Below are 24,859 nucleotides of genomic sequence, written 5' to 3'. Positions count from 1 at the left end.
ACGGCGAGGGCGCCGAGCACGCACCGCTTCGTCGGCCTTGGCGGCCTCAGGCTAAGTGCGAAAACCGAGTAGGTGCTAGGTTTTCTTCCTGTGTCCTGAATCACAGGACGAAAGCCTCATTTCGGGCACCGCCTAAGCTGGGCGCCATGCCGGAGAACAAGGGTCGAACGCCTCGCAAAAGCGCAGGCAGGGGCAGCTATGCGGTGGGGGACGAGCGCCGCCGGAAGATCCTCGACACCGCCGTCGAACACTTCGGGCGGTGGGGCTTCCACGCCTCCTCGCTCGCCCGGATCGCCAACGACTGCGGCATCACCCAGGGCGGGCTGCTGCACCACTTCCGCGGCAAGGAGGACCTCCTGCTCTCGGTCCTCGCGCAGAGCGAGCGGCACGACGTCGAGCGCCTCTTCGCCCACGAGCCGGACTCGTACGCCGCGTATCTGGAGACCGTCGTCACCCTCGTCGAGGAGAACACCCGGCGCCCCGGCATCGTGCGGATGTTCAACGTCCTGGCGGGGGAGTCTGGCAACGTGGGCCACCCCGCGCACGACTACTTCAAGGAGCGGTACGAGCGCGTCCTGAGCCACATCGTCGGGCTGATGGAGGCGGCGGTACGGCGCGGGGAACTGCGCGAGGGCGTCGACTGCCGGGCTGCCGGCCAGGAGCAGCTCGCCGTCATGGACGGCCTCCAGCTCCAATGGGCCCTCGACCCGGGGGCGATGGACATGCCCGCGCGGGTACGGGCCTTCCTGGACCGCCAGTTGAGGGACCTGTCGGCGACGGGCGAGGGTCTGCCGACCGCCTGAACTCAGGGGCCGGTCGGCGGGCCGCCGTCGGGGAGGGCCTCGAAGACGCGCTGGAGGGCGGGCGGGCGTTCGCCCTCGCCGGCGACCACGACGCGGTAGCGGTGCGTGAAGACGTACTGGAAGCCGTCGGCCACGGGCTGTCCCGTCGGGCGCGTCGGCACCTTCGCGTACGCCGGGTCCTCCAAGGCCGCGCGCAGCTCGGCCACTTCGGCGGCGGTCATGCGGCCGGAGCGCGGGGACTGCGTGCCGGACCGGGTGGTGTAGGTGCCGTCGTAGTGGACGATCAGCTGGTTGCGGACACCGGCCAGGCCGCCGTTGACGTTCACCTCGACGAGGACCTCGCGGGGGCCCGGCTCGTGGTCGTTCCGCACGGTGCCGTCCGTGCCGGTGGGGACCGGTGGGGCGGGGACGGTCGTGGGGGCGGCCGCGGTGGTGGGCACGCTGGTGGGCGCCACCGATTCCTGGGTCACGACCGGCTTCGCCGGGGTGTCCTGGTCACCGCAGCCGGCCACCGTGAGCACCGGCACCAGCACGAGCACCAGCGCCGACGACGTGACCCGCACCGTTCTCCTGCGCACCATGGTCCCGAGCATGCCCTCACCCGATCCGGTTGACCAGGGCTGTGTGCAGGGCGGCGAGGCGGGGGCCGTGCGGTCCGCCGCGTACCGCCAGGTCGACGGCGTCGACGCAGGGCCGACACCGTTCGAGATGCGCCTCCGCGTGGCCGAGGAGTTCGGGGGAGAGCTCCCCGCGGGCGTACGCGTCCACCCAGTGCGGGGGGAGGTGCCGGGTGGGGGCGGCTGTGGTGGGGGGAGAGAGCTCGGCCATGCGAGGGCTGCCTTCGGTACCGGAGGTGGGGGCGGGCGATGCGGTGCCGGCGGGCGTGGGGGGCGCCGGGCGGGGGTCACGGGCGGGGGCGGGGGACCCGGTCGCGGTCACCGGCACCTCCTTCGGCGGGCGAGGACTCGGCCTCGTGCTGGGCCACGATCCACTCGCGCAGCCGGGCGCAGCCCCGGGCGGCGCGGGCCTTGACCGTGCCCTCGGGGACGGCGAGGCGCTCGGCGGTCTCGCGGACGCTGTAGTGCTGGAGGTAGCGCAGTTCGATGACCTCGCGCTGCGGGGCGGGCAGCCCGGCGAGCGCGAAGGCTATCGCCGCGTAGCGGGGCGAGGAGGCGAGCAGGCAGTCCTCGGCGGAGGGAGCCGTGCCGGCCGAGGCGGGGGTGTGCTCGCGGGCGCGGTCGGCGAGGGCGCGCTGCCGTCCGGCGGCCCGTTCGAGGTCGACGGCGCGGCAGTGGGCTATCCGCCGCAGCCAGGCGGGGACGCTGCCCTCGTGGAAGCCGGACGCGCTCTTCCACACCGTCAGGAAGGTCTCCTGAACGGCGTCCTCGACGGTCTGGGCGGGAAAGCCGCGGTTGAGGAGATGGGCGAAGAGCGGGCCCGCGTGCCGGGCGAAGAGCCGGGACAACGCGTCCTTGTCGCCCCCGGCGACCGCACGCACGAGGTGCACGTCGCCCGGGTCACCCGGGTCGCCCGTGTCGTCCGTGCCGGCGGCGCCCGGACCGGGGAGCGGGCCCGGGCCGCCGACGGGGCCCGGACCTCCGGCCGGACCTGGGCCACCGACTCGGCCCGGGTCGTCTGCCGGAACCGGGAAGCCGGCCGGATCCGGTCGCCCGACCGTCGGGCCTGGTCGCCCGACCGTCGGGCCCGGACCCTCGCCCGTCGGGCCCGGACCCCCGCCCGTCTGGGCGTCGGTCGGAGAGTCGGCTCCGGGGGCCGCTCCCGGGCCGGCTCCGTCTTCGGGGCACTGCTCGCACCCGGGAAAGCTCGTCGTCACGACCTCTGAACGTGGGCAAGGGGTACGGAGGTTGCCATTCCGTGCATCTTTTCCCCGCTCGTAGGGGGAGCACCGGCGCACGTGGGGGCGCACAACGCGCCCGGTGACCTGTCCCCCCGGCCTACGCCTCCCGCACGATCCCCGTCAGCGGGCACTCGTAGCGCCAGTCCAGGCTGTCGTAGAGCGCCAGGCCGTCGCGGGTGGCCGAGAGGACGCCCGTGGTCGCGCCGGTCTGGGCGGCCGCGGCCTCCAGCGTGCGCATCACGTTGGCGCCGAGGCCCCTGCGGCGGTGGTCGGGGTGGGTCTCGATCTGGTCGGCGACCGCCGTCACCCCGGTCGGCGCCATCTGGCCGCGCGCGGCGAGCGTGCCGTCCGGGGCGACGATCCGGACCCGGATCACCCCGTCCCTGGTCTCCGTCGTCCGCGCGTACCCCTCCGGCGCCGGCGGGCGGGCGCCCGGGTCCAGGGTCTTGCTCATCATGTAGCCGGGGTCGTCCGGGACGGTCCAGCCCGGGGTGATCCACTGGGCCGACTCCTCCGGTCCGGCCATGATCTTCAGCCACGCGCCCGGCACGTCGATCTCGGCGCAGAGCTTGCCCACGGAGACGGCGTCCGGTGCCGGCAGGACGTGCCGGCAGACATGCGTCGGCAGGCCGACGTCGATCCGCCAGCCCCAGGGCTCGACGACGGCGGGGGCGGTGCCCCGCGAGACGGTCCAGCCCGCCACCCAGGCTGAAGTAATAGCCGCAGTATCCATGGAGGTATTACAAGTCCGTCGCTCCGCCCCGCGCCAGAGTGATCGCTCAGAGCGAACAGTCCCCGGGGAACATCCGACAGCCCGTGCGCATTGAGTCCACATAGCTCAACTTGACTGCCGAAGGGGAGATCATGGTTTCGACGTCCTCACCGCTCACTCTGCCTGTGCTGCCGCTCGACGACGAGGTCGTGCTGCCCGGAATGGTGGTGCCGCTGGACCTGTCCGACAACGACGTACGCGCCGCGGTCGAGGCCGCCCAGGCCGCTGCCCGCCCCGGGAGCGGCACCGGGAAGCCCAAGGTGCTCCTGGTGCCCCGGGTCGACGGCACGTACGCGGCGACCGGTGTGCTCGGCACCGTCGAGCAGGTCGGCCGGCTGTCCGACGGCGACCCGGGTGCCCTCATCCGGGCCCTCGGCCGCGTGAAGATCGGCGCGGGTACGACCGGCCCCGGCGCCGCCCTCTGGGTCGAGGGCAGCGTCGTCGAGGAGACCGTTCCCGACCCGCTGCCCGGCTCCGTGACCGAACTGGTCAAGGAGTACAAGGCGCTCGCCACCAGCTGGCTGCGCAAGCGTGGCGCCTGGCAGGTCGTGGACCGCGTCCAGCAGATCGACGGCGTCTCCGCGCTCGCCGACAACTCCGGCTACTCGCCCTTCCTCACCGTCGAGCAGAAGGTCGAACTCCTGGAGACGGCCGACCCGGTCGCCCGCCTCAAGCTCGCCACCGCCCAGCTCCGTGAGCACCTCGCCGAGCAGGACGTGGCCGAGTCCATCGCGAAGGACGTCCAGGAGGGCGTCGACAAGCAGCAGCGCGAGTTCCTGCTGCGGCGCCAGCTGGACGCCGTACGCAAGGAGCTGCGCGACCTCAACGGCGAGACGGACGGCGACGAGTCCGACGACTACCGGGCCCGCGTCGAGGCCGCCGACCTGCCCGAGAACGTGCGCGAGGCGGCCCTCAAGGAGGTCGAGAAGCTGGAGCGGTCCAGCGACCAGTCCCCTGAGGGCTCCTGGATCCGCACCTGGCTCGACACCGTCCTCGAACTGCCGTGGAACGAGCGAACCGATGACGACGCGACCCAGTACGACATCCAGGGCGCCAAGGCCGTCCTCGACGCCGAGCACGCGGGCCTGGAGGACGTGAAGGAGCGGATCACCGAGTTCCTGGCCGTGCGCAAGCGGCGCGCCGAGCGCGGGCTCGGCGTGGTCGGCGGCCGGCGCGGCGGCGCGGTCCTGGCCCTGGTCGGTCCGCCCGGAGTCGGCAAGACCTCGCTGGGCGAGTCCGTCGCGCACGCGATGGGGCGGAAGTTCGTCCGGGTCGCGCTCGGCGGCGTGCGGGACGAGGCGGAGATCCGCGGCCACCGGCGTACGTACGTCGGCGCGCTGCCGGGCCGGATCGTACGCGCGATCAAGGAGGCCGGGTCGATGAACCCGGTGGTCCTGCTCGACGAGATCGACAAGGTCGGCTCCGACTACCGGGGCGACCCGGCTGCCGCGCTCCTGGAGGTCCTCGACCCGGCGCAGAACCACACCTTCCGCGACCACTACCTGGAGGTCGAACTCGACCTCTCCGACGTGGTGTTCCTGGCGACGGCGAACGTCCTGGAGGCCATCCCGGAGGCGCTGCTCGACCGGATGGAGCTGGTCAGGCTCGACGGGTACACGGAGGACGAGAAGGTCGTCATCGCCCGCGACCACCTGCTGCCGAGGCAGCTGGAGCGCGCGGGCCTGGAGCCCGGCGAGGTGGTCCTGGAGGACGCGTCGCTGCGGAAGCTCGCGGGGGAGTACACCCGGGAGGCGGGCGTACGGAACCTGGAGCGGTCCATCGCGCGGCTGCTGCGGAAGGTCGCGGCCCAGCACGAACTGGGCGACCGGGAGCTGCCGTTCACGGTCGGCGTGGACGATCTGCGCGGGCTGATCGGGCGGCCGCACCACATCCCGGAGTCCGCGCAGGACCCGGCCGAGCGCCGGACGTCCGTCCCCGGCGTGGCGACCGGACTGGCCGTCACGGGCGCGGGCGGTGACGTCCTCTTCGTGGAGGCGTCGCTCGCCGACCCGGAGACGGGCGCGGCGGGGCTGACCCTGACCGGCCAGCTGGGCGACGTGATGAAGGAGTCCGCGCAGATCGCGCTCTCCTTCCTGCGGTCGCACGGCGCGGAGCTGGAGCTGCCCGTGACCGGTCTGAAGGACCGGGGCGTGCACATCCACTTCCCGGCGGGCGCGGTCCCGAAGGACGGTCCGAGCGCGGGCATCACGATGACGACGGCGCTCGCCTCGCTGCTCTCCGGCAGGCTGGTCCGGACGGACGTGGCGATGACCGGTGAGGTCTCGCTGACCGGGCGGGTCCTGCCGATCGGCGGCCTGAAGCAGAAGCTGCTCGCGGCGCACCGGGCGGGCATCACGACCGTCGTGATCCCGAAGCGGAACGAGGCCGACCTGGACGACGTCCCGGCCGAGATCCTGGAGAAGCTGGAGGTCCACCCGGTGACGGACGTCCGCCAGGTCCTGGAGATCGCGCTCGCGCCGGCGGCGGTGACGGTGAGCGCGGCGGCGTGAACCGGTAGGTGCCGGTGTGGAGCGGGGCGTCCCTTTTTCGTGGGGGCGCCCCGTTCCCGCGCGTGGCACGACCCTGAAAAGGGGCCGCACGGCGGGAGCCACGTCCGTATCATGATCACGAACGCAGGGGGGACGTTGGCGAAGCGGAAGTCGGCTCGCGTACGGCGGGACGAGGCGCGGCGCACCGCCGAGCGGTTCGCGCCCGAAGCGGGCGGCTGGGACGTGGTCCTCGAGACCGAGGACGAGGCGGAGTTCCGCGCCCACCTGCACCGGCTGCGGTCGTCGGAGCCGCGACTCGACGAGTCCTCGCTGCGGGTGGACACGTTCTGCGGGCGCGGGGAGCAGCCGACCGTGCGCCGCCTCAGCCGCTTCGTGCCCCACCCCGCGGACCAGTAGACCCTCACCCACGGAGGACCCGACATGCCCCTGCTGCCTTCCCTCGACGCCCAGGCCGAGCGTCTCGTCGCGCTCGGTGTGCACGAGCGGGCCGGGCTGACCGCCGACGAACTGCGCGCCTTCGCGCGGGAGGCCGGGGGCGAGCGCACCGACGTGCTGCTCGCCGTCCACCCCGACCGGGCGCCCGCCTCCGCGCTCGCGCCGCTGCTGCGCAGGGAGGGCAAGGAGGGCTTCGTCGTGGTCGACATGCCCGACGTCGACGACTTCGCGCCCTCCGGCGTGGACGTGCCCGACGCGCCGCTCTACCTGGTCGCCGGAGTCGACCGCGGCGACCACATGTCCAACTGGAGCCCGGAGGAGGCGCTGCCCGCGCTCACCAAGGAGGACCGCACCCCGCTGCTGCTCAGCGAGGGCATCCACTGGGTGCTCCAGGAGCCGGCCGCCCTGGAGCGCAACCGCTGCTTCATGACGATCGGCTCCCGGCTCCGCAAGGCGAACGGCACCCTGGACGCCCGTACCCCCGCCATCTGGATCAGCAACGGCACCGGGCGCGACGGGCGCGCGCGACGCGACGCCCCGAAGGTCGGCTGGTGCTGGTGGGGCAACCGCCACACCTGGCTGGGCTTCGGCTCGACCACGGGGCGCAGCGTCTAGGGCCTGTCCGGCGGATCAGGGCCTAGCGGTGCTCGTAGGCCCTACCCGTTCCGGCGGCGCGTCAGGAGCAGGCTGCCCGCGCCGAAGGCCGTGAGGGCCGCCGCGCCGCCGAGGGCCAGGGGCAGCGGGCTGGACGGGGCGGTGCCGGCGGTGTCGGAGGAGAGCGCCGGGGCGTGCTCGTCGCCGCCGTGGCCCGCGTGGCTCACGGTGGAGCGGTCGGCGCCCGCGGCGATCTTCGCCTCGCTGGGGGCCGACGCCGCCGTCGCCGCACCGCCGAAGGTGACGTCCGAGCAGCTGTAGAACGCCTCCGGGCTGTCGCTGCGCTGCCAGACCTTGTAGACGATGTGGCGGCCGGTACGGGCGGGCAGGTTGCCGGTGAAGTTGTAGTGGCCGTCCGTCGCGGTCCGGGTGGTGGCGTAGGTCGCCACCGGGGTCGCGTCCAGGTCCGACCACTTCAGCGGCTGGGTCGGGTCGAAGCCCTGCTTGGTGATGTAGACCGTCATCGTGCCCTGGTGCGGTGCGGTCACCCGGACCTTGAAGTCGAAGGAGCCGGCGGCGACGGCCGTCGACGGCCAGTCCGTCCGGGCCCAGTCGAGCGCCCGGTACTTCGCGCGGTTGGCCGAGCAGAGCTTGCCGTCCGGGATCACCACCTGGTGCTGCCCGTCGGCGTTGGCGATATTGACCTCGTTCCAGTCGTACAGCGGCTGGGTGCCGGAGTCGGCGACCAGGTCCTTGCACACCTGCGACTTCGGCGTCTCCGGGCCCTCCGCGTAACAGGCCGCCACCCGGCTCACCGGGTTGAACACCGCGCCGTGCGCGGCGGCGGTGGACGGGGTCAGCGGGATCAGGGCGGCGGCGGACAGGGTGGCGGCTGCGGCGGCGGTGCGGCGGATCGGCGGCATGCGGGGCTCTCTCTCGTGCGTGGGGGAGGACGGGACGAGCAATGAGCGGATCGCGCACGGGAGTTGGGGAGGGCCGTGCGCGCCCGTCCGAGGTTCGCATTGGTCCATACCAATGGGCAAGGGGGTGGGGGCAGAAAGACGGAAGCGGTCCTCCGGGCGCGCCGCCGAGCGCCCGGAAGACCGCCGTGTCCCTGGGGAGGCTCCGTCAGCCGTTGGCCAGCGCCTGCACCCGCGAGAGGTCCCCGTTGAAGCGGTTGTGGTCGCCGACCGTCGGGCCGGTCGAGGTGTACTGCCACATCGTGTAGTACGGCCAGCCCGCCGGGAGTTCGCCGACCGCCGACGCGTACCGCGCGACCCAGAGCGGGTTGGTCGAGCCGAAGCCCGCGTAGTTGCCGGTGCACTGGGTCCACCAGCTCGTCGCCGTGTAGATCACCGCGTCGCGGCCCGTCCGCGCCTTGTAGCGGTTGAGGAAGTCGCGGATCCACGCGACCATCGCCGACTGCGACTTGCCGTAGCAGGTCGCCCCGTACGGGTTCCACTCGATGTCCAGCGCGCCCGGCAGTGTCCTGCCGTCCTTCGACCAGCCGCCGCCGTTGTTCACGAAGTAGTCGGCCTGGGCCGCGCCCGTCGTCGTGTCCGGGGTCGCGAAGTGGTACGCGCCGCGGATCATGCCCACGTTGTAGGAGCCGTTGTACTGCTGCGCGAAGTAGGGGTTCTTGTAGTAGGTGCCTTCCGTCGCCTTGACGTAGGCCCACTTCACCCCGCTGTTCCACAGCGTCGACCAGGCCACGTTCCCCTGGTGGCTGGAGACGTCCACGCCCTCGGTCTGGACGGCACGGGGTGAACCCGGTGTACCGGCCGAGCCGTCGTGTGCGAGGACGCCCATGCCCATGTGCGCGGAGCCGCGCGGCGGGACGGCCTCGGCGCCGGAGTCGGCGGCGCCGGCCGGGCCGGCGAGGGTGAGGGGCAGGAGCAGGGCCAGGGCCGCGAGCGCGGCGCCGGCGAGGGTCTTTCCGGATCTGTGCACGGGCATTGCGTGCCTCCGAAAGGCTCGGTGGGGGAGCGAGTCGGACAGTCCTGGTGTGGACATGTCACCAATGACGCTACGCACGTAGACCCGCCCGGCGGAAGAGGGCCCGGGTGCCGCCGTTGGTCTACGCCTGCGAAATACTGAGAGAGCTGCGGCGATGGCCGCGGCCGAAAGAAACTTTCAGCGACCGGAAAGCGCGCGAGGGGTGCTGACGTGCACGGAAGCGGTACGGGGAGTGACGCCGAACCGACCGGCGGGGCGACCGGGGGGAGTGGTGTGGACCAGGAATTCCTCGCCCTGGAAAGGGAGTTGGCGGTCTTTCTGCGCCGAGCCCGGGCCCAGTCCGGCGAGATGGCCCGCGAGGTCCACCCGGAGCTGGAGTCCTCGGCGTACGGGCTCTTCGTCCGGCTCGACGACGCCGGCCCCCAGCGGGCCACCGAACTCGCCGGCTACTTCGGCGTCGGCAAGGCGACCATGAGCCGTCAGCTGCGCGTCCTGGAGGACCTCGGACTCGTCGCCCGCGACCCCGACCCCGCCGACGGGCGCGCCTCGCTCGTCCGGCTCACGGAGGAGGGACGGCGCCGCTTCCGGCGGGTACGGGACGCCCGGCGCGGGCGGTACGTCCGCAAGCTCGCCGACTGGGACCGCGCCGAGGTCGCCGAACTGGCCCGGCTGCTCCACCAGCTGAACGCGCGGGCGGAGAGCTGAGTCAGCCCCCGAGGGCCTCACAGGACCGCGTACACCGCCGTCGCGTCGTCGTGCCGCTTCCAGCGGTGCACGGCGCCACCCGACTCCTCCAGCGCGCGGACCCGCGCCAGGAGCCCGTGCGCGCCCTCCTTCCCGAGGACGGCGAAGCAGTCCGCCCAGTCACCCTCGCCGAACAGCTCCACCCAGCGCGACGCTCCGTCCGTGAGCGCCGCGAGGGCCCGTACCTCCGTGCGGGGCGCCGTCCCGGTCACCGCCCGCCGGGCCACGTCCGGGTCGGCAGCCGCCGTGAAGAAGCCGCCCTCGCGGTTCCGCAGCCGGTCCGTCGCCGCGAGCGAACGGCGCACCTCGTCAGGGATCCGGTCGAGCCGGTCGTCGAGCACCGCCCGCACCCGGCCGTCCGGGGCCGCGAGAAGCAGGACCGAGTCCGACAGGACGAGGAACTCCACGCGAGCCTCGTCCCAGCGCGCCATCGCGACCGTCGCCTGAGGTGTACGTACGTGAGAAAGGTCACAGGTGTCGCGGTGGGCGTTTGCGGTGCGCCCGATGGCCTCGGCCAGAATCCCGGACAGCGTCATATCGCCTCGCGAAGCGGACAGTTCGGTCAGCGCACCGCCGAGCCGGGCGGTGAACCAGGGAACGCCGTGCACACAACCGTCATCACCGGCCGGCGGTGTCACACCGTCGAGCACCACGACCGTTCCGCCCGCTCCGGACGCGGGTAGAGCCGTGGCCGCCCAGTCCTCGTTGGGGCGTTCGGGACTGCCGGGAAGGGTGACGACCTCGGTGCGCATGCCGCCCAGTCTGCCCCGCCGGTGCCCCGGTGCCGCGGCGCACCTTCACAGCGTCTCCAAACGGCCGAATCCGGTCCGTACCAAGGCTTCGAGGGCCTCGGAAGAGCCGGAAGCGGAGGCTCCGGCGAGCTGCGGGCGGGCATCCTGCCAAAGCCCGCGCGGAAGATCCAACCGGCGCTCCGTACGGCCCCGGAAATGTCGGCGCACGGAGTTGTTCGCCAACTCAGGAGTGTTGTTCACTCGTTCGGGTGGCGGAGCGGCCGATGCGCGTCCCCTTCCCAGAAGCGCTGGAATGGTCGGAAGCCGTACCAGGGGTGGGGGCGCTCTCAGCACGTGACCGGTCGTCACCTCTGCTTCATGGGCGGACGAGTCGAGAATGCGAGCAGCACCGGTGCAGAAGAAGCGGCCTCGGAGCAAGAACGGCACGCGGAGTCAGGCCCCCGGTGACCCGCTGAGCACGGGCGACGCCACGGGCCCCGGCGCCGTACCCGGAATCGCCACGCCCGGGAGCAGCACGCCTCCCGCTCCCGTCCCCGCGAGCGTCGGGCGACCCAAGCGCGTCCGCAACCGGCTCGTCGCCGGTGTCGCCCTCGTCGGCGTCACCGTGCTCGCCGCCGGCGCGCCCGCGATCCTCACCGCCTCCGGCGAACTGACCGACTCCCAGCGCCTGGTCACCCTCGCCGAACTGGACCGACAGGCCGTCACCCTCGCCCACTCCCTCGCCGACGAGCGCGACGAGGTCGTCGCCTACATCGCCGCCGGACGCGACGAGCAGCAGGGCGACACCGCCAAGAAGCGGCAGGTCACCAGCGCGCGCTCGACCCGCGTCGACCGCCAGATCGACGAGATCAGGCCCGCCGCCCCCGCCGAACTGCGCCGCGACCTCGCGGGCCTGCCCACCCTGCGCCGTACCGCGCTCACCGGCGAGGGCACCGCGCTCGAAGCCCACAAGGCGTACACCGACGTCATCGCCAAGCTCCAGGCCCTCGCCGACGAGCTCGCCGAGCAGACCCCCGCCCGCGCCGCCGACGCCACCCGGGCCCCCGCCGCCCTGGGCCGCGCCGTCGAACAGGCCTCGGCCGCCCGCGGCCTGCTCCTCGCCGCCCTCGCCGTACCCCAGCCCGAGTCCGACGGCGTCGAGTACGACCCGATCACCGGCACCTACGTCCCCAAGAAGGCGGAAGGCGCCGACGAGGCCGACCGCACCCGTAACGCCCTCACGGCCGCCGCCCAGCAGGCCCGGGTCCGCGAACTGGCCACCCTCGCCGACTTCGACCAGTCCGCCGCCACCACCGGGCGCGACTCCCTCGCGGCCACGGTCACGGGACCGGACGTCAAGAAGGCCGAGGGCCTCCTCGCCCGCCTCACCGACCAGCCCGAACTCACCAAGTCCGAGCGCAGGACCGACCCCGAGCAGCTGGACGCCGCGCTCTCCGCCCGTATCGAGCAGATGCGCGGCGTCGAGTCCGCCCTCTCCGCCACCCGCGTGGAGCGCCTCGCCGAACTCCGCGACGAGGACGTCACCGCCCTCGAAGTGCGTATCGCCTTCCTCGGCGGCTGCCTCCTCGTCGCCATCGGCATCTCCACCTTCGTCGCCCGCAGCCTCACCCGCCCGCTCGCCGTCGTGCGCATCGGCGCCGCGCGGCTCGCCGCCGCCCCGGAGCCCGAGCGGGAGGAGCCGGTCCGCTTCACCGGCCGCAACGACGAGTTCGCCCAGGTCGTACGGTCGCTCAACACCCTCCACTCCAAGCTCGCCGACCTCGGCCGGCGCGTCGCGGCCCTCGACAGCGAGCGCGCCGACCTGGCGGGCGCGCGCGAGGCGCTCGGCTCCGAGCTGGCCGCCCAACGCGCCGAACTCCAGGGTCAGACCGCCCTCCTCACGGCCGAGCTCGAACGGCTCCGGCACACCGTCCGGCACACCTTCGTCAACCTCTCGCTGCGCAGCCTCGGGCTCGTGGAGCGGCAGCTCGGCGTCATCGAGAAGCTGGAGGAGCGCGAGCAGGACCCCGATCGCCTCGCCACCCTCTTCAAGCTCGACCACATGGCGACCGTCATGCGCCGGCACAGCGAGAACCTGCTGGTCCTCGCCGGCCACGAGCACGTCCACGGGCACCCCGGTCCCGTCCCGCTGGTGGACGTGCTCCGCGCCGCCGTCAGCGAGATCGAGCGGTACGAGCGGGTCACCCTGCAGTCCCTGCCGCCGCACGCCCAGATCGCCGGCTTCGCCGCCGACGACCTCAGCCACCTGATCGCCGAACTCCTGGAGAACGCCACCTCCTTCTCGCCGCCCGACGCACAGGTCCAGCTCTCCGGCTGGCTCCTGGAGAGCGGCGAGGTCATGCTCTCCGTCCAGGACGAGGGCATCGGCATGGCCGAGTCCCGGCTCGCCGAGCTCAACGCGCGGCTCGCCGAGGCGGACCCGGGCGACATCGAGGGCGAGGGGCTCGGCATCCGCGTCACGGCGCTGCTGGCCGCCCGCCACGGCGTACGGGTGCAGCTGCGCGAGCAGAAGCAGGGCGGTATCGCGGCGGTCGTCGTCCTGCCGCAGACGCTCCTCGCGACGGCCCCGCCGACCGCGGGCCCGCCGGCCGTCCCGGTCGCGGGCGGAGCGCCCACCCTGAACCTCCCCGGCTCGGTCGCCGAGGCCAACTCCAACACCCTGCCGTCCCGCACCCGGGACCCGCTCGTGGAGGCGGCGGAGCGCGCCATCGCGGCGGCGCAGGCAACGGAGGCCGCGGACGCCCCTGAGGCGGCAGAGGCCGCAGAGGCGACCGAGGCGCACACCGAGGAAGCCCCCGAGGCGAACGAGGCCCCTGAGGCCACGCTCACGGCCCCTGAGGCGCCCGAGGTCCCCGAGGTCCCCGAGGCCATGCCCACCGCCCCCGAGCCCGCCGACGGCCCCGAACTCCCCCAGCCGTCCGTCGCCGAAACCACGCTCCAGGTCCGGCTGCCCGACCCGCCGCCCGAGCCCGACACGCACGAGCGCGCCCCGGAGGAGACCGAACCGGCGGCCGCCCCACGCGTCACCGACAAGGGACTCCCCAAGCGCACGCCGAGGATCGTCCCGCAGGCCGGTTCCGCCCCCGCCCCGCGCCCCGGTGGCGTGGACCCGGAGGTCCTGCGCCGCAGGCTCGGCGGCTTCCACCGAGGCGCCGAGGAGGGCCGCAGGGACGTCGAGGCAGAGATCGAAGCACGTACCGAGGAGAAGACGGGGGAGAACGTCGAGGAGGCACGCGGTTGACTGCGACCGGAACATCTGCGACCGGAACACCTGAGACCGGGACGACCGGAGCGTTCGGACTGAGCAAGGAAGCCCGGAACCTGCACTGGCTGCTGGGCAACCTCGTCGAGGAGGTGCCCGGCGTCCGCTCGGTCGCCGTCGTCTCCTCCGACGGACTGCTCCTGCTCTCGTCCGACCCGGCGGCGCAGGACACGGCGCCCGCACCGGCGGACCGCCCGCGCGGCCCGCGCGGCTCCAGCGCGGACCTCGCCACGATCGTCTCGGGCATCGGCAGCCTCACCGTCGGCGCCGCCCGGCTGATGGACGGCGGCGGCGTCAAGCAGACGATGGTGGCCATGGAGGAGGGCAGCGTCTTCGTCATGTCCATCAGCGACGGCTCGCTGCTCGGTGTGCACGCGGAGCCCGACTGCGACATGAGCGTGGTCGCCTACCACATGGCGCTCTTCGTCGGCCGTGCCGGACACGTCCTCACCCCCGAACTCCGCAGCGAGCTGCGCAAATCGATGGAGGACGCCCAGTGAGCGCGACACACCGACTGCCGGTACGAGGGGAGGGCCGCCGCCCCGCGCGGGTACGCCCGTACTCGCTCACCGGCGGCCGCACCCGGTTCGGCCACGTCCTGCTCGTCGAGACCTTCGTCGCGGCCCTCGAAGCGGCGCCCGCGCGGAAGGTCCTGACGGACGGCGGGCTCGTCCGGGGCCTGATGCCCGAGATGCGGGCCATCGTCGAGATCTGCCGCCGGATGCGTACCGTCGCGGAGATCTCGGCGCTTCTGAAGATGCCGCTCGGTGTCGTCCGTGTGCTGCTCAGCGACTTGGCCGACCAGGGAAAGATCCGTGTGTACGGGACCGGTCACGGCACCGGGCAGCCCGACCGCGCGCTCCTCGAAAGGGTGCTCAGTGGACTCCGCCGTCTCTGAAGCCGCTGCCCCGGCGCTCGCCGGCATCCCCGCCCAGCCCCAGGCCGCCCAGGCCGAGCCCGAAGAGGGCGCGCAGGACTGGCAGCTCGACCACACCCGGGCCCCGATAGCCACCAAGGTCGTCGTCGCGGGCGGCTTCGGCGTCGGCAAGACGACCTTCGTCCGTGCCGTCTCGGAGATCACCCCGCTCCAGACCGAGGCGCTGATGACCCAGGCCAGTCAGGACACCGACGACCTCTCCGCGACGCCCGACAAGCTCACGACGACCGTCGCGATGGACTTCGGCCGGATCACCCTGGACGACGACCTCGTCCTGTACGTCTTCGGCACCCCCGGCCAGCAGCGCTTCTGGTTCATGTGGGACGACCTGGTGCGCGGCGCGATCGGCGCGATCGTGCTCGCCGACACCCGCCGGCTGACCGACTGCTTCCCCGCCCTCGACTACTTCGAGAGCTGCGGCCTGCCGTACATCGTCGCCGTCAACCACTTCGAGGGCACCGAGCGGTTCGAGCCCGAGGACGTCCGCGACGCGCTCACCGTCCCCCCGCACGTACCCGTCGTGATCATGGACGCGCGCAAGCGGTACAGCGTGGTGGAGACCCTGCTCGCGATGGTCGCGCACGCGCTCGAAGCCGCCCCCGAATAGCCGGACCGACCCCGTAGGTCCGCAGGTCCGTACGTCGTTAGGAACACCCGCCATGCGGAAGATACTCATCGTCGGAGCCGGCCAGTCCGGTCTCCAGCTCGCCCTCGGACTGCAGGCGCAGGGGTACGAAGTCACCCTGATGTCCAACCGCACGGCCGACGAGATCCGGTCCGGCCGGGTCATGTCCACCCAGTGCATGTTCGACACCGCGCTCCAGCACGAGCGCGACCTCGGCATCAACTTCTGGGAGTCCCAGGCCCCGCGCATCGAGGGCCTCGGCGTCTCCGTCGCGGGCCCCCTCGCTGTTGAGACAAACACAGCGCAGCGCGTGATCGACTGGGTCGGCAAGCTCGGCGGCCACGCGCAGTCCGTCGACCAGCGCGTGAAGATGGCCGGCTGGATGGAGACCTTCGCGCAGCGCGGCGGCCAGCTCGTCATCCACGGCGCGGCCGTCTCCGACCTGGACTACTTCTCCCGCACATACGACCTGGTGCTCGTCTCCGCCGGCAAGGGCGAGCTGGTCTCCATGTTCGGCCGCGACGCGGCCCGTTCCCCGTACGGCGAGCCGCAGCGCGCCCTGGCCGTCGCGTACGTCCACGGCCTCGGCCCCCGCCCCGAGCACCCCGACTTCGACGCGGTCCGCTGCAACCTGGTCCCGGGCGTCGGCGAACTCTTCGTCATGCCGACCCTGACCACGTCGGGCCGTGCCGACATCCTCTTCTGGGAGGGCATACCCGGCGGCCCGCTCGACGTCTTCCAGGGGAGCAAGGACCCGGCGGAGCACCTCTCGCTCACGCTGGAGCTGATGGAGAAGTTCACGCCCTGGGAGTACGCGCGGGCCACCAAGGTCGAACTGACCGACGCGGGCGGCACGCTGGCGGGCCGCTACGCCCCGACCGTCCGCAACCCGATCGGCCGCCTCCCCGGCGGCGGCCTGGCGCTCGGCGTCGCGGACGTCGTCGTCGCCAACGACCCGATCACCGGCCAGGGCTCGAACTCGGCGTCCAAGTGCGCGGCCGCCTATCTCGCGGCGATCGTCGAGCACGGCGACAAGCCCTTCGACGAGGCCTGGATGCAGTCCACCTTCGACCGGTACTGGAACACCGCCCAGCACGTCACCAAGTGGACGAACGCGATGCTCGGCGTTCCCCCGGAGCACGTCCTCAACCTGATCGGCGCCGCCGGCCAGCTCCAGCCGGTCGCCGACCGCTTCGCGAACGGCTTCAACGACCCGGCCGACTTCGAGAACTTCTTCTACGAGCCGGAGAAGACCGAGGCCTACCTGGCGTCGGTCACCGGGGCCTGACGGTCGGGGGAAGAGGGCGGGCGGGCGCCGGGCGGGTGCCCGACGCCCGCCCGGGGGTCACACGAACCGCCTGGTAAGGCTCTGGTTGGCGCCGCCGTGGCAGTCCCACAGCCGTGCGCGGGCGCCCGGCTGCGTGCTCCAGTCGGCGATCTCCAGGCACTTGCCCCAGACGTATTCGGGGTCCGTCTGGAGAGTGGAACTGTTGTGGAACAGCTGGTTCCAGCCGTAGTGGCAGTCCCACTGGTTGGCGGTCGCACCGTTGTGGCGTCCCCAGCCGCCGATCTCCAGGCACTTGCCACTGTTGACGTTCCGGTAGTAGAACGCGCCGACGGGCGTGGCGCTGTAGTAGAGGATTTCCCACTGCTGGTTGGCGCCACCGGTGCAGGGCCACTGGCGGACGGCCGCGCCGTTCGCCGTGCTCCAGTCCGCCACCTCAAGACACTGGTTGGAGTGGCCCACGCGGACCGTGAATGTGCCCGCGGAGTAGATCTGCGCGGCCTGGGCCGGAAGGGCCGAGACGCCGAAGACGAGGCCGAGGGATGCGGCGAGAACGAGCAGTCCGCGACGGGCGCGGGTGATCGGGTTGAACTTCATGGTCCTCTGCAATCAAGAAGGTTCCGGCCCGTGGCCGGAAATCATTGTCATGATCGCATAAGTATCAGCCCCAACTGATCGGTTCTCAACGCCAGTTGATATCGGGAAGTGGAACGCCTTCCTCCGTTCCGTCTCAGGCTCCGCCCCGGTCGTACCCCTCGTCAGACCCGTCCGTGGCCCCCGCCGGAAGCTCGGGCGGTGTGTACGACGGGAGGGCCGCCGCACTCGGGTCGGGCCGGACCGCGCCCAGGAGAGGGTTGGCGGCGATCGGGGAGACCTTGACCTTGGCGCCCGGGCGGGGGGCCTGGACGACCAGGCCGTGGCCGAGATAGATCGCCACATGGGTGGCCTCGGGGAAGTAGACCACCAGGTCGCCCGGGCGCAGCTCGCGCAGCGGCACCTTCGGCAGGGTGCGCCACTGCTCCTGGCTGGTGCGCGGGATCTCCCGGCCCGCGTTCGCCCAGGCCTGCGAGGTGAGCCCCGAGCAGTCGTACGACTCCGGTCCCTCGGCGCCCCACTCGTACGGCTTGCCGATCTGCCGGACCGCGTACGTCAGCGCGTCGCCGCCCTGCTGTGACGGGGTTCGGTCGCCGTCCAGGACGCCGGAGTCGAGCAGCTCGCGCTGGGCGCCGGCGGTCTGGGTCCGCTCCAGTTCGGTCAGCCGGGCGAGCTGGTCGTCCGGGAGCGAGGCGAGCAGCTTCTGGACCTCCCCGAGCTTCTTCCGGACGTCGTCGCGCTGCTTCCCCTGCCGTGCGGAGAGGCTCCGCTTCGCCTCCAGGGCCTTGCGGGAGGCGGTCGCCAGCTCGCCGGCCCTCTTCTCGTCCGCCGCGAGCCGGGCCACGGTGCCCGCCCGGTCCCGGGCGGCGCGGTCCATCAGGTGGCTCTGGTCCAGGGCCCGCTGGGGGTCGTCGGCGAGGAGCAGCCGCAGGTACGGGGAGAACGTCGAGGTGGTGACCCGGCCCTGGTACTGCTCCCTGGCGAGCCGCCCGGCCGCGCTCCGGCCCTGGGCGAGGCGTTCGCGGGCCCCGGCGAGGGCGTCGGTGACCTTCTTCGTGTCGGCGGTCTGGAGGCGCAGGGCCTCGTCGGTCGCGTTGAAGGCCTCGGTGGCCTGTTCGGCCTGGCGGTAGAGGGTCCGGAGCCGGGTGAGCAGCCCGGCGACCGAGTTCCCGCCGGGGGGCGGGAGTTCGGCGGCGCCGTCGGCGGGTGTGCCGTCGGCGTCCTCCGCCGGGCCTTCCGTCGGTTCCTGGCCCTCGACCGTCACCGGTGCCTCCGCCGGCCCCGGGGGAACCGTAGTCGCCGGCGCCTCCACCGTCGGGTCCGCCGGGTCGTCCGCCGTGGCCGTGGGGACCCCGGCGAGCGCCGTCGACGCGGCGAGCACCCCCGTGCAGACCGTGCGCAGCAGCCTTCCTGACACGTCATCACCTCCACCGAGATGATGGCGGGACCGTGCGGTCGGATGAGCGCACAAAGGGGCGAATCAGCCCAACGGCCTCACCCGTTCGGCTTGGTCCAGGGCCACTTCGGCCTGAACGGCTCGCGGCCCTCCGGGACGTACTCGTAGACCCAGCCGCGCGGCAGGTTGAGCCGCTTGGTGTGGCCGGCCGGTTCGCGGCGGTAGGTGTGGACGGTCGGCGGGCCGCCGTCCGCGTCCGGTACGGGCACGTCGTACCACTTCGGCGGGTGCCCGGTCGGGCCGACGAGGATCGGCAGGATCTCGCCGTCCAGGGGGCCGCCTCGGAAGGGGGTCTTCTCGCTTCTCACCCGACCAGTCTCGTACACACCGGTCTCACAGGAGGTGCGCGGCCTCGCTCACCACGGGTGTCACCCGCCGCGCCAGCGTCCCCACCGGCCCGTCGGGTCTCTCCTGGGCGAGGAGCCGCTTGACCACCGACGCGGTCTCCTCGTCGGTCGCCGCCGTGGCCGCGAGCAGCGCGACCAGGTGGTCCACCAGCCAGTCCCGCAGCTCGCCCGCCGTCGGCTGCTTCCCCTCGTCCAGCCAGATCAGCGAGGCCGCCTCCACGGCCGCGATCCAGGTACGGACCATCATCCGCATCCGGGGGCCGGGCTCGTCCACCCCCAGGTGGACGAGGATCTGCTCGGCCGCGGCCCGCCGCACCTCGTCCACGATCGCGGTGGTCCGGGAGGTCTCGGCGACGCTGCCGCCCTGGAGCAGGGCGCTGAACCCGGCGTCGTGCTCGTCCACGAAGGCCAGGTACCGGTCGAGGACCCGACCGAGCCGCTCGGTGGGCGGCCCGGTCGGCGGCTCGAAGAAGCAGCGCTCCAGCGCGTCGGCGGAGGAGCGCAGCGCCGCCTCGTACAGCTGCTGCTTGCCGCCGGGGAAGTAGCGGTAGACCAGCGGCCGCGAGACGCCCGCCGCCTCGGCGACGTCGTCGAGGGAGACCTCGTCGGGCGCCCGGTGCGCGAAGAGCGTCAGGGCGGCGGCGAGGAGCTGCACCCGGCGCTCCTCGACGCTGAGCCGGCGGTACGCGGGCGAGGCGGCACTGGTCATGCCTCGCAGGGTAACTCTGCTCGGTGACACCCAGGGCCTCTCGTTTGGATCACGCCGGGCTCGCGGGCCCTGGTGCCGTGCCTCGCCGCGTTGTCGTCGGTTGCCAACGCTCCGCGTTGACTCCCTCCTCCGCCTTGCGATCCGTCCCCTAGGCCCAGAGGGCCTGGGGAGACCCCATGCACCAGACCCCGCTCCCTGATCCGGCCTGATCCGAACGAAAGACCCTAGGGGTGCGGTCGCGGGTCTCAGGCCAGCAGCCCGGAGGACTTCCAGAGCCGTCGCCCCGGCCCCCGGAGCACGCCGATGTCGTCGAGGAAGTCCGTCAGCCGCCTGGCCCCGGACTGCATGACCTCCCTGCGGTGGCCGCTCGCCCTGACCTGGGCGAGGGCCTGGCGGCGGTCCAGCCCCACGTTGTCGTACACCTGGGGGTTGACGAAGCAGGTGGAGAAGACCCGGGCGGCCTCGCCGCAGCTGAGCCGGGTGAACTCCTGCTCCCAGCGCGGCGCGGTGATCATCTGGCGCCGAAGCTCCTCGCGGGCGTAGCGGACGTGCCGCGCCTCCTCGACGACATGGATGCGGGTGACCCCGCGCACCAGGGTCTGGACGCGCTCGTCCGGGAAGGTCAGCCGCTGCATCCAGTCCAGGATCTCCTCGCCGAGGAGTGTGGCGGCGAAGGAGCCGGGCGTGGTGGAGACGGTCTTCAGGACGCGGGCCAGGTTGTGGTAGATCCGAGGCACCCGGTAGGCGGGCGCGCCGCCCTTCTGGATCATGCGGGCGAACATCATCGAGTGTCGGCACTCGTCGGCGATCTCCGTGAGGGCGTACCGCACGTGGTCGCTGGTGAGGGACTTGTCGTAGATGTGCCGGACGAGCAGCTGCATCAGGATGATCTCGAACCAGATGCCGAGCGAGGCGAGCGAGGCGGCCTCGTGCCGGGCGAGGTCCATCCGCTGCTCCTCGGACATCCGCCGCCACATCGGGGTGTCGTAGAGCGAGACCAGCTCGGGCGGCCAGAACCACTTGCCGTCCTCCAGGGGTGCGGCCCAGTCGAGTTCCTTCTCCGGGTCGAAGGAGTGCTTGAGGGAGGACTCGAGGAGTCGGGCGGCGACCTGCTCACGGTCGCGCAGCGGGCCGAGGGCGTCCCGCAGGAGGGTGAAGTCCAGCTCGGTACGGGTGGTCATGGCGGTACGACACCTCGCTGTGCTCGCGGTCGGGTTACCGGATACCGGCGGTAGCGCCCGGTCGTCATTTATGAGACTGCCCGTCAGCAAGACCGTCAATCCCTTGCGCACGACTTGTTGACCCGGTGTCTACCAAGGTGTCAGCCTGCCGGGAGGACCACGTCCGGCGAGCACTTCGCAGGGAGAGTAAGGAGTCGTCAGTGTCGACGCGCGACCTCTACACGAAAGCCCCGGAAGACCCCATCTGGCAGGTCCCCGCGACGGGTTCGGCCCGCTTCAGCTGGGACTACGACGACGGTCGGGAACGTCTCCTCGCCCTCTACCAGAAGGGCAAGGACAAGCAGTGGGACGGAAACAAGCGCATCGCCTGGGACCTCGAGGTCGATCCGTACGACCCGCTCGGCACCCCCGACGACGTCCTCACCCTCTACGGCACCCGCCACTGGGCGAAGATGACCGAGAAGGACAAGGGCGAGCTGCGCCGGCACTACGCCTCCTGGCAGTTCAGCCAGTTCCTCCACGGCGAGCAGGGCGCGATGGTCTGCGCCGCGCGGATCGTCGAGTCCGTCCCCGACCTCGACGCCAAGTTCTACTCAGCGACCCAGACCATGGACGAGGCCCGGCACGCGGAGGTCTACGGCCGCTTCCTGCACGAGAAGATCGGGATGCTCTACCCGATCAACGACAACCTCCAGAGCCTGCTCGGCGACACCCTGCGCGACTCCCGCTGGGACATGCCGTACCTCGGCATGCAGGTCCTGATCGAGGGCCTCGCCCTCGCCGCCTTCGGCATGATCCGCGACACCACCGACAAGCCGCTGCCCAAACAGATCCTGGCGTACGTGATGCAGGACGAGGCCCGGCACGTGGCCTTCGGCCGGATGGCGCTGCGCGACTACTACAAGCAGCTGTCGGACGCGGAGCTTCGCGAGCGCGAGGAGTTCGTGATCGAGGGCTGCTACCTGATGCGGGACCGGCTGCGCGGGATCGAGGTCCTGGAGAACTTCGGCATCGGGCGGAAGGAGGCGGAGGAGTACAGCGAGCAGAACGAGTTCCTGCACCTCTTCCGCAAGCTGCTCTTCAGCCGGATCGTCCCGTGCGTCAAGGACATCGGCCTGTGGGGCGAACGGCTCCAGAAGGCCTATCTGGACATGGGCGTCTTCGACCTCGGCGACTCCAACCTGGACCTGCTGATGCGCCAGGACGAGGAGATCGCGGAGGCGCTGGACCGCGAGCGGTTCGAGGTGGAGGAGCGGGAGCGGGTGGCCGAGGTGGCGGAGGCCATCGCGCAGGGCGGGGCCGAGTCCGCGGACTAGGAACTGCCCGGGCGATCACGCATGGAGGTGGATGCGGCCGGGCATGCCCCGATCCACCCAAGCGATGCCATCCCCTACCTGAGAGGGCCGGTTCGGGAAGCGGTCTCGCGCGTGCTCAAGTACTACGAGGTCGAGGGCTACGAGCACGGCCTGCCCTCGCTCTGAACGAACGATGAGGGACAGCGGGCGGCAGCGGCCGTCCGCGCTCAGGTGGAGCCTGTTGGTGTACCCGCCGCGCGAGCGACCCAGGCTGGAGATCCCCCCCCGCGCTTCAGCAGCCCCGATCGCGCAGGGGGCGTGCAACCAGGTACAACCTTCTTCGTGCTCGGGAGTCTGACCCGGCGGAACGAATGATGCGCCTGGTGTTCCTGAGGAGAACCAACCTTGTCCCACGCCCGTCCCGCCCTTCGGCGTCTCGCAACCGCCGTCGTCACGGTGCTCGCCGTCACCGCCGGTTCGACCGCTCTGACCGCCCCGGCGATCGCCGCCCCGGCCGCCGAGGGCACGGCGGGGGTGGCGGCGGTGACCACGACGAACGTCGCACCGTTCCCGAGGAACAGCACCGTCTTCGGTGCCACCGCCACGGGCTACCTGACCGAATCCCACCCCCGGGACTCCGAATCCACGCGGTCCTGGGTTCCGGCGGACGGCTCTCCCGCAACGGCCCTCGACTGGGCCGCCGACACCAAGAGCACCGGCTCAGGCGACATCGTGTCCTCCAGCCGGCTCACTGGTGCCGAACTCACGGACATGGCAACCGGCCAGAAGCTGGCCTCTGTCTCCTCTGCCGAGGGCCTGTACGCGGGAGCCGCGGGCAAGGCTCTGTTCACCACAGTGTTCGACGTGGACGGGGACAACGTCCTCCACATGCACACCGAGACCGGCGGGCCGGGCAAGGTGACGGCCGGTCTTCCGGGGGGCGCCGAATACGTGAGCGTCAGTGCCGGCACGCCCGATCACGCCCTGCTGAGCTACAACGTCGAGACGGATGCGGTGGTCAAGAGGTACGTGGCCACGATCGACCTCGCCACCAACACGGTGACCGAGACGTACGAACTGCCCCGTGCCTACACGCGCGGCATCGTCCTCTCGGCGACGCACCTCGCCTGGGTCCAGTACGACGCGGCGTCCCACGCCACGGTGGTCGCCTTCGACCGCGCGACGAAGGCAGCGCAGAGTTTCGCGGTCGGCAACCTGTGGCGGCGCGACCTCGAGGTCGGTCTGGTCGGCGACTGGGTCACGTACGGCACACGCAGCGGCCTTACCGACCCCCAGGTGAATCCCCTGCATGCCCTGACCGCGCGCAGCCTGAAGGACGGAATCACCACCCGCAAGCTCCTCGACCACACCCTGACGGCCGCTGCCGCGCCCGACGGCGCGCGGATCGTTCGCGGCGGCACGGTCGAGCAGGGCGAGGGTCTGTACCGGATCGCCCCCGGTGCCGACGGGACACCCGCGGCCACGCTCGTCGCGAGCAGTGGCGAGTCCACCAAGGTCACCCTGGTGAGCCACAACATCCCCGCCACGGTCGACCTCGATCGGAACCGGGGCCAGGCGTCGCTCGAATGGAAGCTGTCCCGGGCCAACGTGGAGGCTTGGGTCACCCTGCGGCACGTCCGGACCGGAAAGATCGTGGGCAACCCTCAGGGGTACCGCTTCCCGGACAACGGGGTCGTGCGCTTCGACTGGATGGGCCATCTCGACAACGCGCCCATGAACGACGAGACGGCGTACAACGGCGACTACACCTGGGAGATCGAGGCCCATCCCCTGAACGGCATGGGGCCGGCCCTGACCGCCACCGGCACGTTCAAGGTCGTCCGCAAGCCCGCTCCGCACGACTACAACGACAACGGCTCCCCGGACGTGCTCCTGCGCGACGGCTCGGGACGGCTGTGGCGCACCGATTCGCACTACGGCCCCTACGACTACTACGACCCCTCCAAACACCGGCTGTCGTCGGGGGAGCAGAAGCTCGTCGGTACCGGCTGGGGCGGTTACAACCAGATCGAGGCTGCCGGGAACATCGCCGGAGCCGCCCACGGGGACATCGTCGCCCGTGACACGGCCGGTGTTCTGTGGCACTTCCTCGGCAACGGCGACGGTACCTTCGCCGGCCGGTACAAGATCGGCTCGGGCTGGGGCGTCTACAACAAGATCGCCGCTGGAAGCGACCTCAACGGCGACGGGAAGCCCGATCTCGTGGCCACCGATGCCGCCGGGGCCATGTGGCTCTACAAGGGGACCGGCAGCTGGCGGACGCCGTACGCGACGCGCGTGAAGATCGGTACGGGCTGGCAGGGACACAACCTGATCACAGCCACCGGCAACATCGCCGGAGCGCCTGCCGGAGACCTGGTCGCCCGTGACAGCTCGGGCGTCCTCTGGCTGTACCTCGGCAAGGGCGACGGCACCTTCGCACCGCGCATCAGGGTCGGCGCCGGCTGGGGCGCGTACAGCCACATCGTCGGTGTCGGTGACGCCGACCGTGACGGCCGACCCGACCTGTTCGTCACCGTCGCCGGCGACGACACCACGTACCTGTACAAGGGCACCGGCAGCTGGAGCGCCCCGTTCGGGCAGCGCGAGGCCACCGGCATGCCCAACGACAGGCCCACCTCCGTCGTCTGATCCGTCGGCAGACGGCCCCGGGCGTGACGTGGTGACAGGTGGAGGCTCCTGTGCCGTTGAGTGAGTGCTCGACGGCTCAACTCATCAACACA

General features: G+C 72.0%; 25 protein-coding genes. 13 read left to right on the top strand and 12 right to left on the bottom strand.

Translation table 11 applies throughout. The features are described 5' to 3' along the window. Window positions 1-203: 203 nt before the first annotated feature. Window positions 204-803: a TetR/AcrR family transcriptional regulator gene (locus ACF09C_RS17895; protein WP_392092369.1), complete on the top strand. Its 600-nt coding sequence runs from the start codon at window positions 204-206 to the stop codon at window positions 801-803. A gap of 2 nt (window positions 804-805) precedes the next feature. On the opposite strand, the gene ACF09C_RS17890 is transcribed toward ACF09C_RS17895, so the two are convergent. From ACF09C_RS17890 to ACF09C_RS17875, 4 genes are all read right to left on the bottom strand, one after another. Further along, a complete protein-coding gene (locus tag ACF09C_RS17890; RefSeq protein ID WP_392092368.1) occupies window positions 806-1,384 on the bottom strand; it encodes a hypothetical protein in 579 nt (192 codons plus the stop codon). Between the two features lie 16 nt (window positions 1,385-1,400). Next, window positions 1,401-1,631: a zf-HC2 domain-containing protein gene (locus ACF09C_RS17885; RefSeq protein WP_392092367.1), complete on the bottom strand. Its 231-nt coding sequence runs from the start codon at window positions 1,629-1,631 to the stop codon at window positions 1,401-1,403. 76 nt (window positions 1,632-1,707) lie between these two features. Next, window positions 1,708-2,310, bottom strand: coding sequence for an RNA polymerase sigma factor (locus ACF09C_RS17880; protein WP_392092366.1), 603 nt, complete (start codon window positions 2,308-2,310; stop codon window positions 1,708-1,710). 448 nt (window positions 2,311-2,758) lie between these two features. Continuing rightward, window positions 2,759-3,394, bottom strand: coding sequence for a GNAT family N-acetyltransferase (locus ACF09C_RS17875; RefSeq protein WP_392092365.1), 636 nt, complete (start codon window positions 3,392-3,394; stop codon window positions 2,759-2,761). 131 nt (window positions 3,395-3,525) lie between these two features. Here ACF09C_RS17875 and lon point away from each other — a divergent pair, with 131 nt between their 5' ends. The 3 genes from lon to ACF09C_RS17860 all read left to right on the top strand — a co-directional run bounded on the left by lon (window position 3,526) and on the right by ACF09C_RS17860 (window position 6,993). Further along, window positions 3,526-5,943, top strand: a complete 2,418-nt coding sequence (lon, locus tag ACF09C_RS17870; RefSeq protein ID WP_392092364.1) for an endopeptidase La — start codon at window positions 3,526-3,528, stop codon at window positions 5,941-5,943. Between the two features lie 111 nt (window positions 5,944-6,054). After that, window positions 6,055-6,339, top strand: coding sequence for a hypothetical protein (locus ACF09C_RS17865; protein WP_392092363.1), 285 nt, complete (start codon window positions 6,055-6,057; stop codon window positions 6,337-6,339). Between the two features lie 24 nt (window positions 6,340-6,363). After that, the gene (locus tag ACF09C_RS17860; RefSeq protein WP_392092362.1) at window positions 6,364-6,993 is read left to right on the top strand and encodes a DUF5701 family protein; all 630 of its coding nucleotides are present in this window, start codon (window positions 6,364-6,366) and stop codon (window positions 6,991-6,993) included. A 41-nt stretch (window positions 6,994-7,034) separates the two neighbouring features. Here ACF09C_RS17860 and ACF09C_RS17855 read toward each other — a convergent pair whose 3' ends face one another. Then, entirely contained in the window at window positions 7,035-7,895 is an 861-nt protein-coding gene (locus ACF09C_RS17855; RefSeq protein ID WP_392092361.1) for a lytic polysaccharide monooxygenase, read from the bottom strand. Between the two features lie 205 nt (window positions 7,896-8,100). Beyond that, the gene (locus ACF09C_RS17850) at window positions 8,101-8,928 is read right to left on the bottom strand and encodes a lysozyme (protein ID WP_392092360.1); all 828 of its coding nucleotides are present in this window, start codon (window positions 8,926-8,928) and stop codon (window positions 8,101-8,103) included. Window positions 8,929-9,138: 210 nt separating this feature from the next. On the opposite strand from ACF09C_RS17850, the gene ACF09C_RS17845 reads away from it, so the two are divergent. Beyond that, entirely contained in the window at window positions 9,139-9,633 is a 495-nt protein-coding gene (locus ACF09C_RS17845; RefSeq protein ID WP_392092359.1) for a MarR family winged helix-turn-helix transcriptional regulator, read from the top strand. A 17-nt stretch (window positions 9,634-9,650) separates the two neighbouring features. On the opposite strand, the gene ACF09C_RS17840 is transcribed toward ACF09C_RS17845, so the two are convergent. Continuing rightward, entirely contained in the window at window positions 9,651-10,424 is a 774-nt protein-coding gene (locus tag ACF09C_RS17840) for a hypothetical protein (RefSeq protein WP_392092358.1), read from the bottom strand. A gap of 391 nt (window positions 10,425-10,815) precedes the next feature. On the opposite strand from ACF09C_RS17840, the gene ACF09C_RS17835 reads away from it, so the two are divergent. Genes ACF09C_RS17835 through ACF09C_RS17815 form a run of 5 tightly spaced genes read left to right on the top strand, consistent with a single transcriptional unit; the run spans window position 10,816 to window position 16,536 of the window. Further along, window positions 10,816-13,665 (top strand): nitrate- and nitrite sensing domain-containing protein, encoded by a 2,850-nt coding sequence (locus ACF09C_RS17835; RefSeq protein WP_392092413.1) that lies wholly within the window; start codon window positions 10,816-10,818, stop codon window positions 13,663-13,665. Beyond that, a complete protein-coding gene (locus ACF09C_RS17830) occupies window positions 13,662-14,186 on the top strand; it encodes a roadblock/LC7 domain-containing protein (RefSeq protein WP_392092357.1) in 525 nt (174 codons plus the stop codon). The genes ACF09C_RS17835 and ACF09C_RS17830 overlap by 4 nt, the downstream gene beginning before the upstream one ends. Next, window positions 14,183-14,584, top strand: a complete 402-nt coding sequence (locus tag ACF09C_RS17825; RefSeq protein ID WP_392092356.1) for a DUF742 domain-containing protein — start codon at window positions 14,183-14,185, stop codon at window positions 14,582-14,584. The genes ACF09C_RS17830 and ACF09C_RS17825 overlap by 4 nt, the downstream gene beginning before the upstream one ends. Further along, on the top strand, window positions 14,565-15,230 hold the full coding sequence (locus ACF09C_RS17820; RefSeq protein WP_392092355.1) for an ATP/GTP-binding protein: 666 nt from the start codon (window positions 14,565-14,567) through the stop codon (window positions 15,228-15,230). Before ACF09C_RS17825 ends, ACF09C_RS17820 begins: the two co-directional genes overlap by 20 nt. 52 nt (window positions 15,231-15,282) lie before the next feature. Next, a complete protein-coding gene (locus ACF09C_RS17815) occupies window positions 15,283-16,536 on the top strand; it encodes a styrene monooxygenase/indole monooxygenase family protein (protein ID WP_392092354.1) in 1,254 nt (417 codons plus the stop codon). 57 nt (window positions 16,537-16,593) lie between these two features. Here ACF09C_RS17815 and ACF09C_RS17810 read toward each other — a convergent pair whose 3' ends face one another. The 5 genes from ACF09C_RS17810 to ACF09C_RS17790 form a co-directional block, all read right to left on the bottom strand. Continuing rightward, entirely contained in the window at window positions 16,594-17,142 is a 549-nt protein-coding gene (locus ACF09C_RS17810; RefSeq protein WP_392092353.1) for an RICIN domain-containing protein, read from the bottom strand. A gap of 121 nt (window positions 17,143-17,263) precedes the next feature. Continuing rightward, window positions 17,264-18,544 (bottom strand): NlpC/P60 family protein, encoded by a 1,281-nt coding sequence (locus ACF09C_RS17805; RefSeq protein WP_392092352.1) that lies wholly within the window; start codon window positions 18,542-18,544, stop codon window positions 17,264-17,266. A 77-nt stretch (window positions 18,545-18,621) separates the two neighbouring features. After that, entirely contained in the window at window positions 18,622-18,891 is a 270-nt protein-coding gene (locus ACF09C_RS17800) for a hypothetical protein (RefSeq protein ID WP_392092351.1), read from the bottom strand. 25 nt (window positions 18,892-18,916) lie between these two features. After that, window positions 18,917-19,639 carry a TetR/AcrR family transcriptional regulator gene (locus ACF09C_RS17795; RefSeq protein ID WP_392092350.1) on the bottom strand — a complete coding sequence of 241 codons (723 nt, stop codon included), beginning with the start codon at window positions 19,637-19,639 and terminating at the stop codon, window positions 18,917-18,919. Between the two features lie 245 nt (window positions 19,640-19,884). Next, window positions 19,885-20,820 carry a diiron oxygenase gene (locus tag ACF09C_RS17790; protein ID WP_392092349.1) on the bottom strand — a complete coding sequence of 312 codons (936 nt, stop codon included), beginning with the start codon at window positions 20,818-20,820 and terminating at the stop codon, window positions 19,885-19,887. A 200-nt stretch (window positions 20,821-21,020) separates the two neighbouring features. Here ACF09C_RS17790 and ACF09C_RS17785 point away from each other — a divergent pair, with 200 nt between their 5' ends. The 3 genes from ACF09C_RS17785 (at window position 21,021) to ACF09C_RS17775 (ending at window position 24,767) form a co-directional block, all read left to right on the top strand. After that, window positions 21,021-22,136 (top strand): ferritin-like domain-containing protein, encoded by a 1,116-nt coding sequence (locus ACF09C_RS17785; protein WP_392092348.1) that lies wholly within the window; start codon window positions 21,021-21,023, stop codon window positions 22,134-22,136. Window positions 22,137-22,157: 21 nt separating this feature from the next. After that, on the top strand, window positions 22,158-22,301 hold the full coding sequence (locus ACF09C_RS17780; RefSeq protein WP_392092347.1) for a hypothetical protein: 144 nt from the start codon (window positions 22,158-22,160) through the stop codon (window positions 22,299-22,301). A gap of 219 nt (window positions 22,302-22,520) precedes the next feature. Then, window positions 22,521-24,767, top strand: a complete 2,247-nt coding sequence (locus ACF09C_RS17775) for an FG-GAP repeat domain-containing protein (protein WP_392092346.1) — start codon at window positions 22,521-22,523, stop codon at window positions 24,765-24,767. Window positions 24,768-24,859: the final 92 nt, after the last annotated feature.

It is taken from the genome of Streptomyces sp. NPDC014870 (assembly GCF_043081505.1).
GTDB lineage: Bacteria > Actinomycetota > Actinomycetes > Streptomycetales > Streptomycetaceae > Streptomyces.
Note: the sequence above shows the minus strand (reverse complement) of the source record. Positions and strands in the feature narration are given on the sequence as shown.

What these genes read in the sequence shown, in the direction of transcription:
- lon (WP_392092364.1), top strand. Translation starts at nt 3,526, where the DNA reads ATGGTTTCGACGTCCTCACCGCTCACTCTGCCTGTGCTGCCGCTCGAC.
- ACF09C_RS17885 (WP_392092367.1), bottom strand. Translation starts at nt 1,631, where the DNA reads ATGGCCGAGCTCTCTCCCCCCACCACAGCCGCCCCCACCCGGCACCTC.
- ACF09C_RS17865 (WP_392092363.1), top strand. Translation starts at nt 6,055, where the DNA reads ATGATCACGAACGCAGGGGGGACGTTGGCGAAGCGGAAGTCGGCTCGC.
- ACF09C_RS17890 (WP_392092368.1), bottom strand. Translation starts at nt 1,384, where the DNA reads ATGGTGCGCAGGAGAACGGTGCGGGTCACGTCGTCGGCGCTGGTGCTC.
- ACF09C_RS17840 (WP_392092358.1), bottom strand. Translation starts at nt 10,424, where the DNA reads ATGCGCACCGAGGTCGTCACCCTTCCCGGCAGTCCCGAACGCCCCAAC.
- ACF09C_RS17795 (WP_392092350.1), bottom strand. Translation starts at nt 19,639, where the DNA reads ATGACCAGTGCCGCCTCGCCCGCGTACCGCCGGCTCAGCGTCGAGGAG.
- ACF09C_RS17780 (WP_392092347.1), top strand. Translation starts at nt 22,158, where the DNA reads ATGGAGGTGGATGCGGCCGGGCATGCCCCGATCCACCCAAGCGATGCC.
- ACF09C_RS17855 (WP_392092361.1), bottom strand. Translation starts at nt 7,895, where the DNA reads ATGCCGCCGATCCGCCGCACCGCCGCCGCAGCCGCCACCCTGTCCGCC.
- ACF09C_RS17875 (WP_392092365.1), bottom strand. Translation starts at nt 3,394, where the DNA reads ATGGATACTGCGGCTATTACTTCAGCCTGGGTGGCGGGCTGGACCGTC.
- ACF09C_RS17850 (WP_392092360.1), bottom strand. Translation starts at nt 8,928, where the DNA reads ATGCCCGTGCACAGATCCGGAAAGACCCTCGCCGGCGCCGCGCTCGCG.
- ACF09C_RS17790 (WP_392092349.1), bottom strand. Translation starts at nt 20,820, where the DNA reads ATGACCACCCGTACCGAGCTGGACTTCACCCTCCTGCGGGACGCCCTC.
- ACF09C_RS17860 (WP_392092362.1), top strand. Translation starts at nt 6,364, where the DNA reads ATGCCCCTGCTGCCTTCCCTCGACGCCCAGGCCGAGCGTCTCGTCGCG.
- ACF09C_RS17815 (WP_392092354.1), top strand. Translation starts at nt 15,283, where the DNA reads ATGCGGAAGATACTCATCGTCGGAGCCGGCCAGTCCGGTCTCCAGCTC.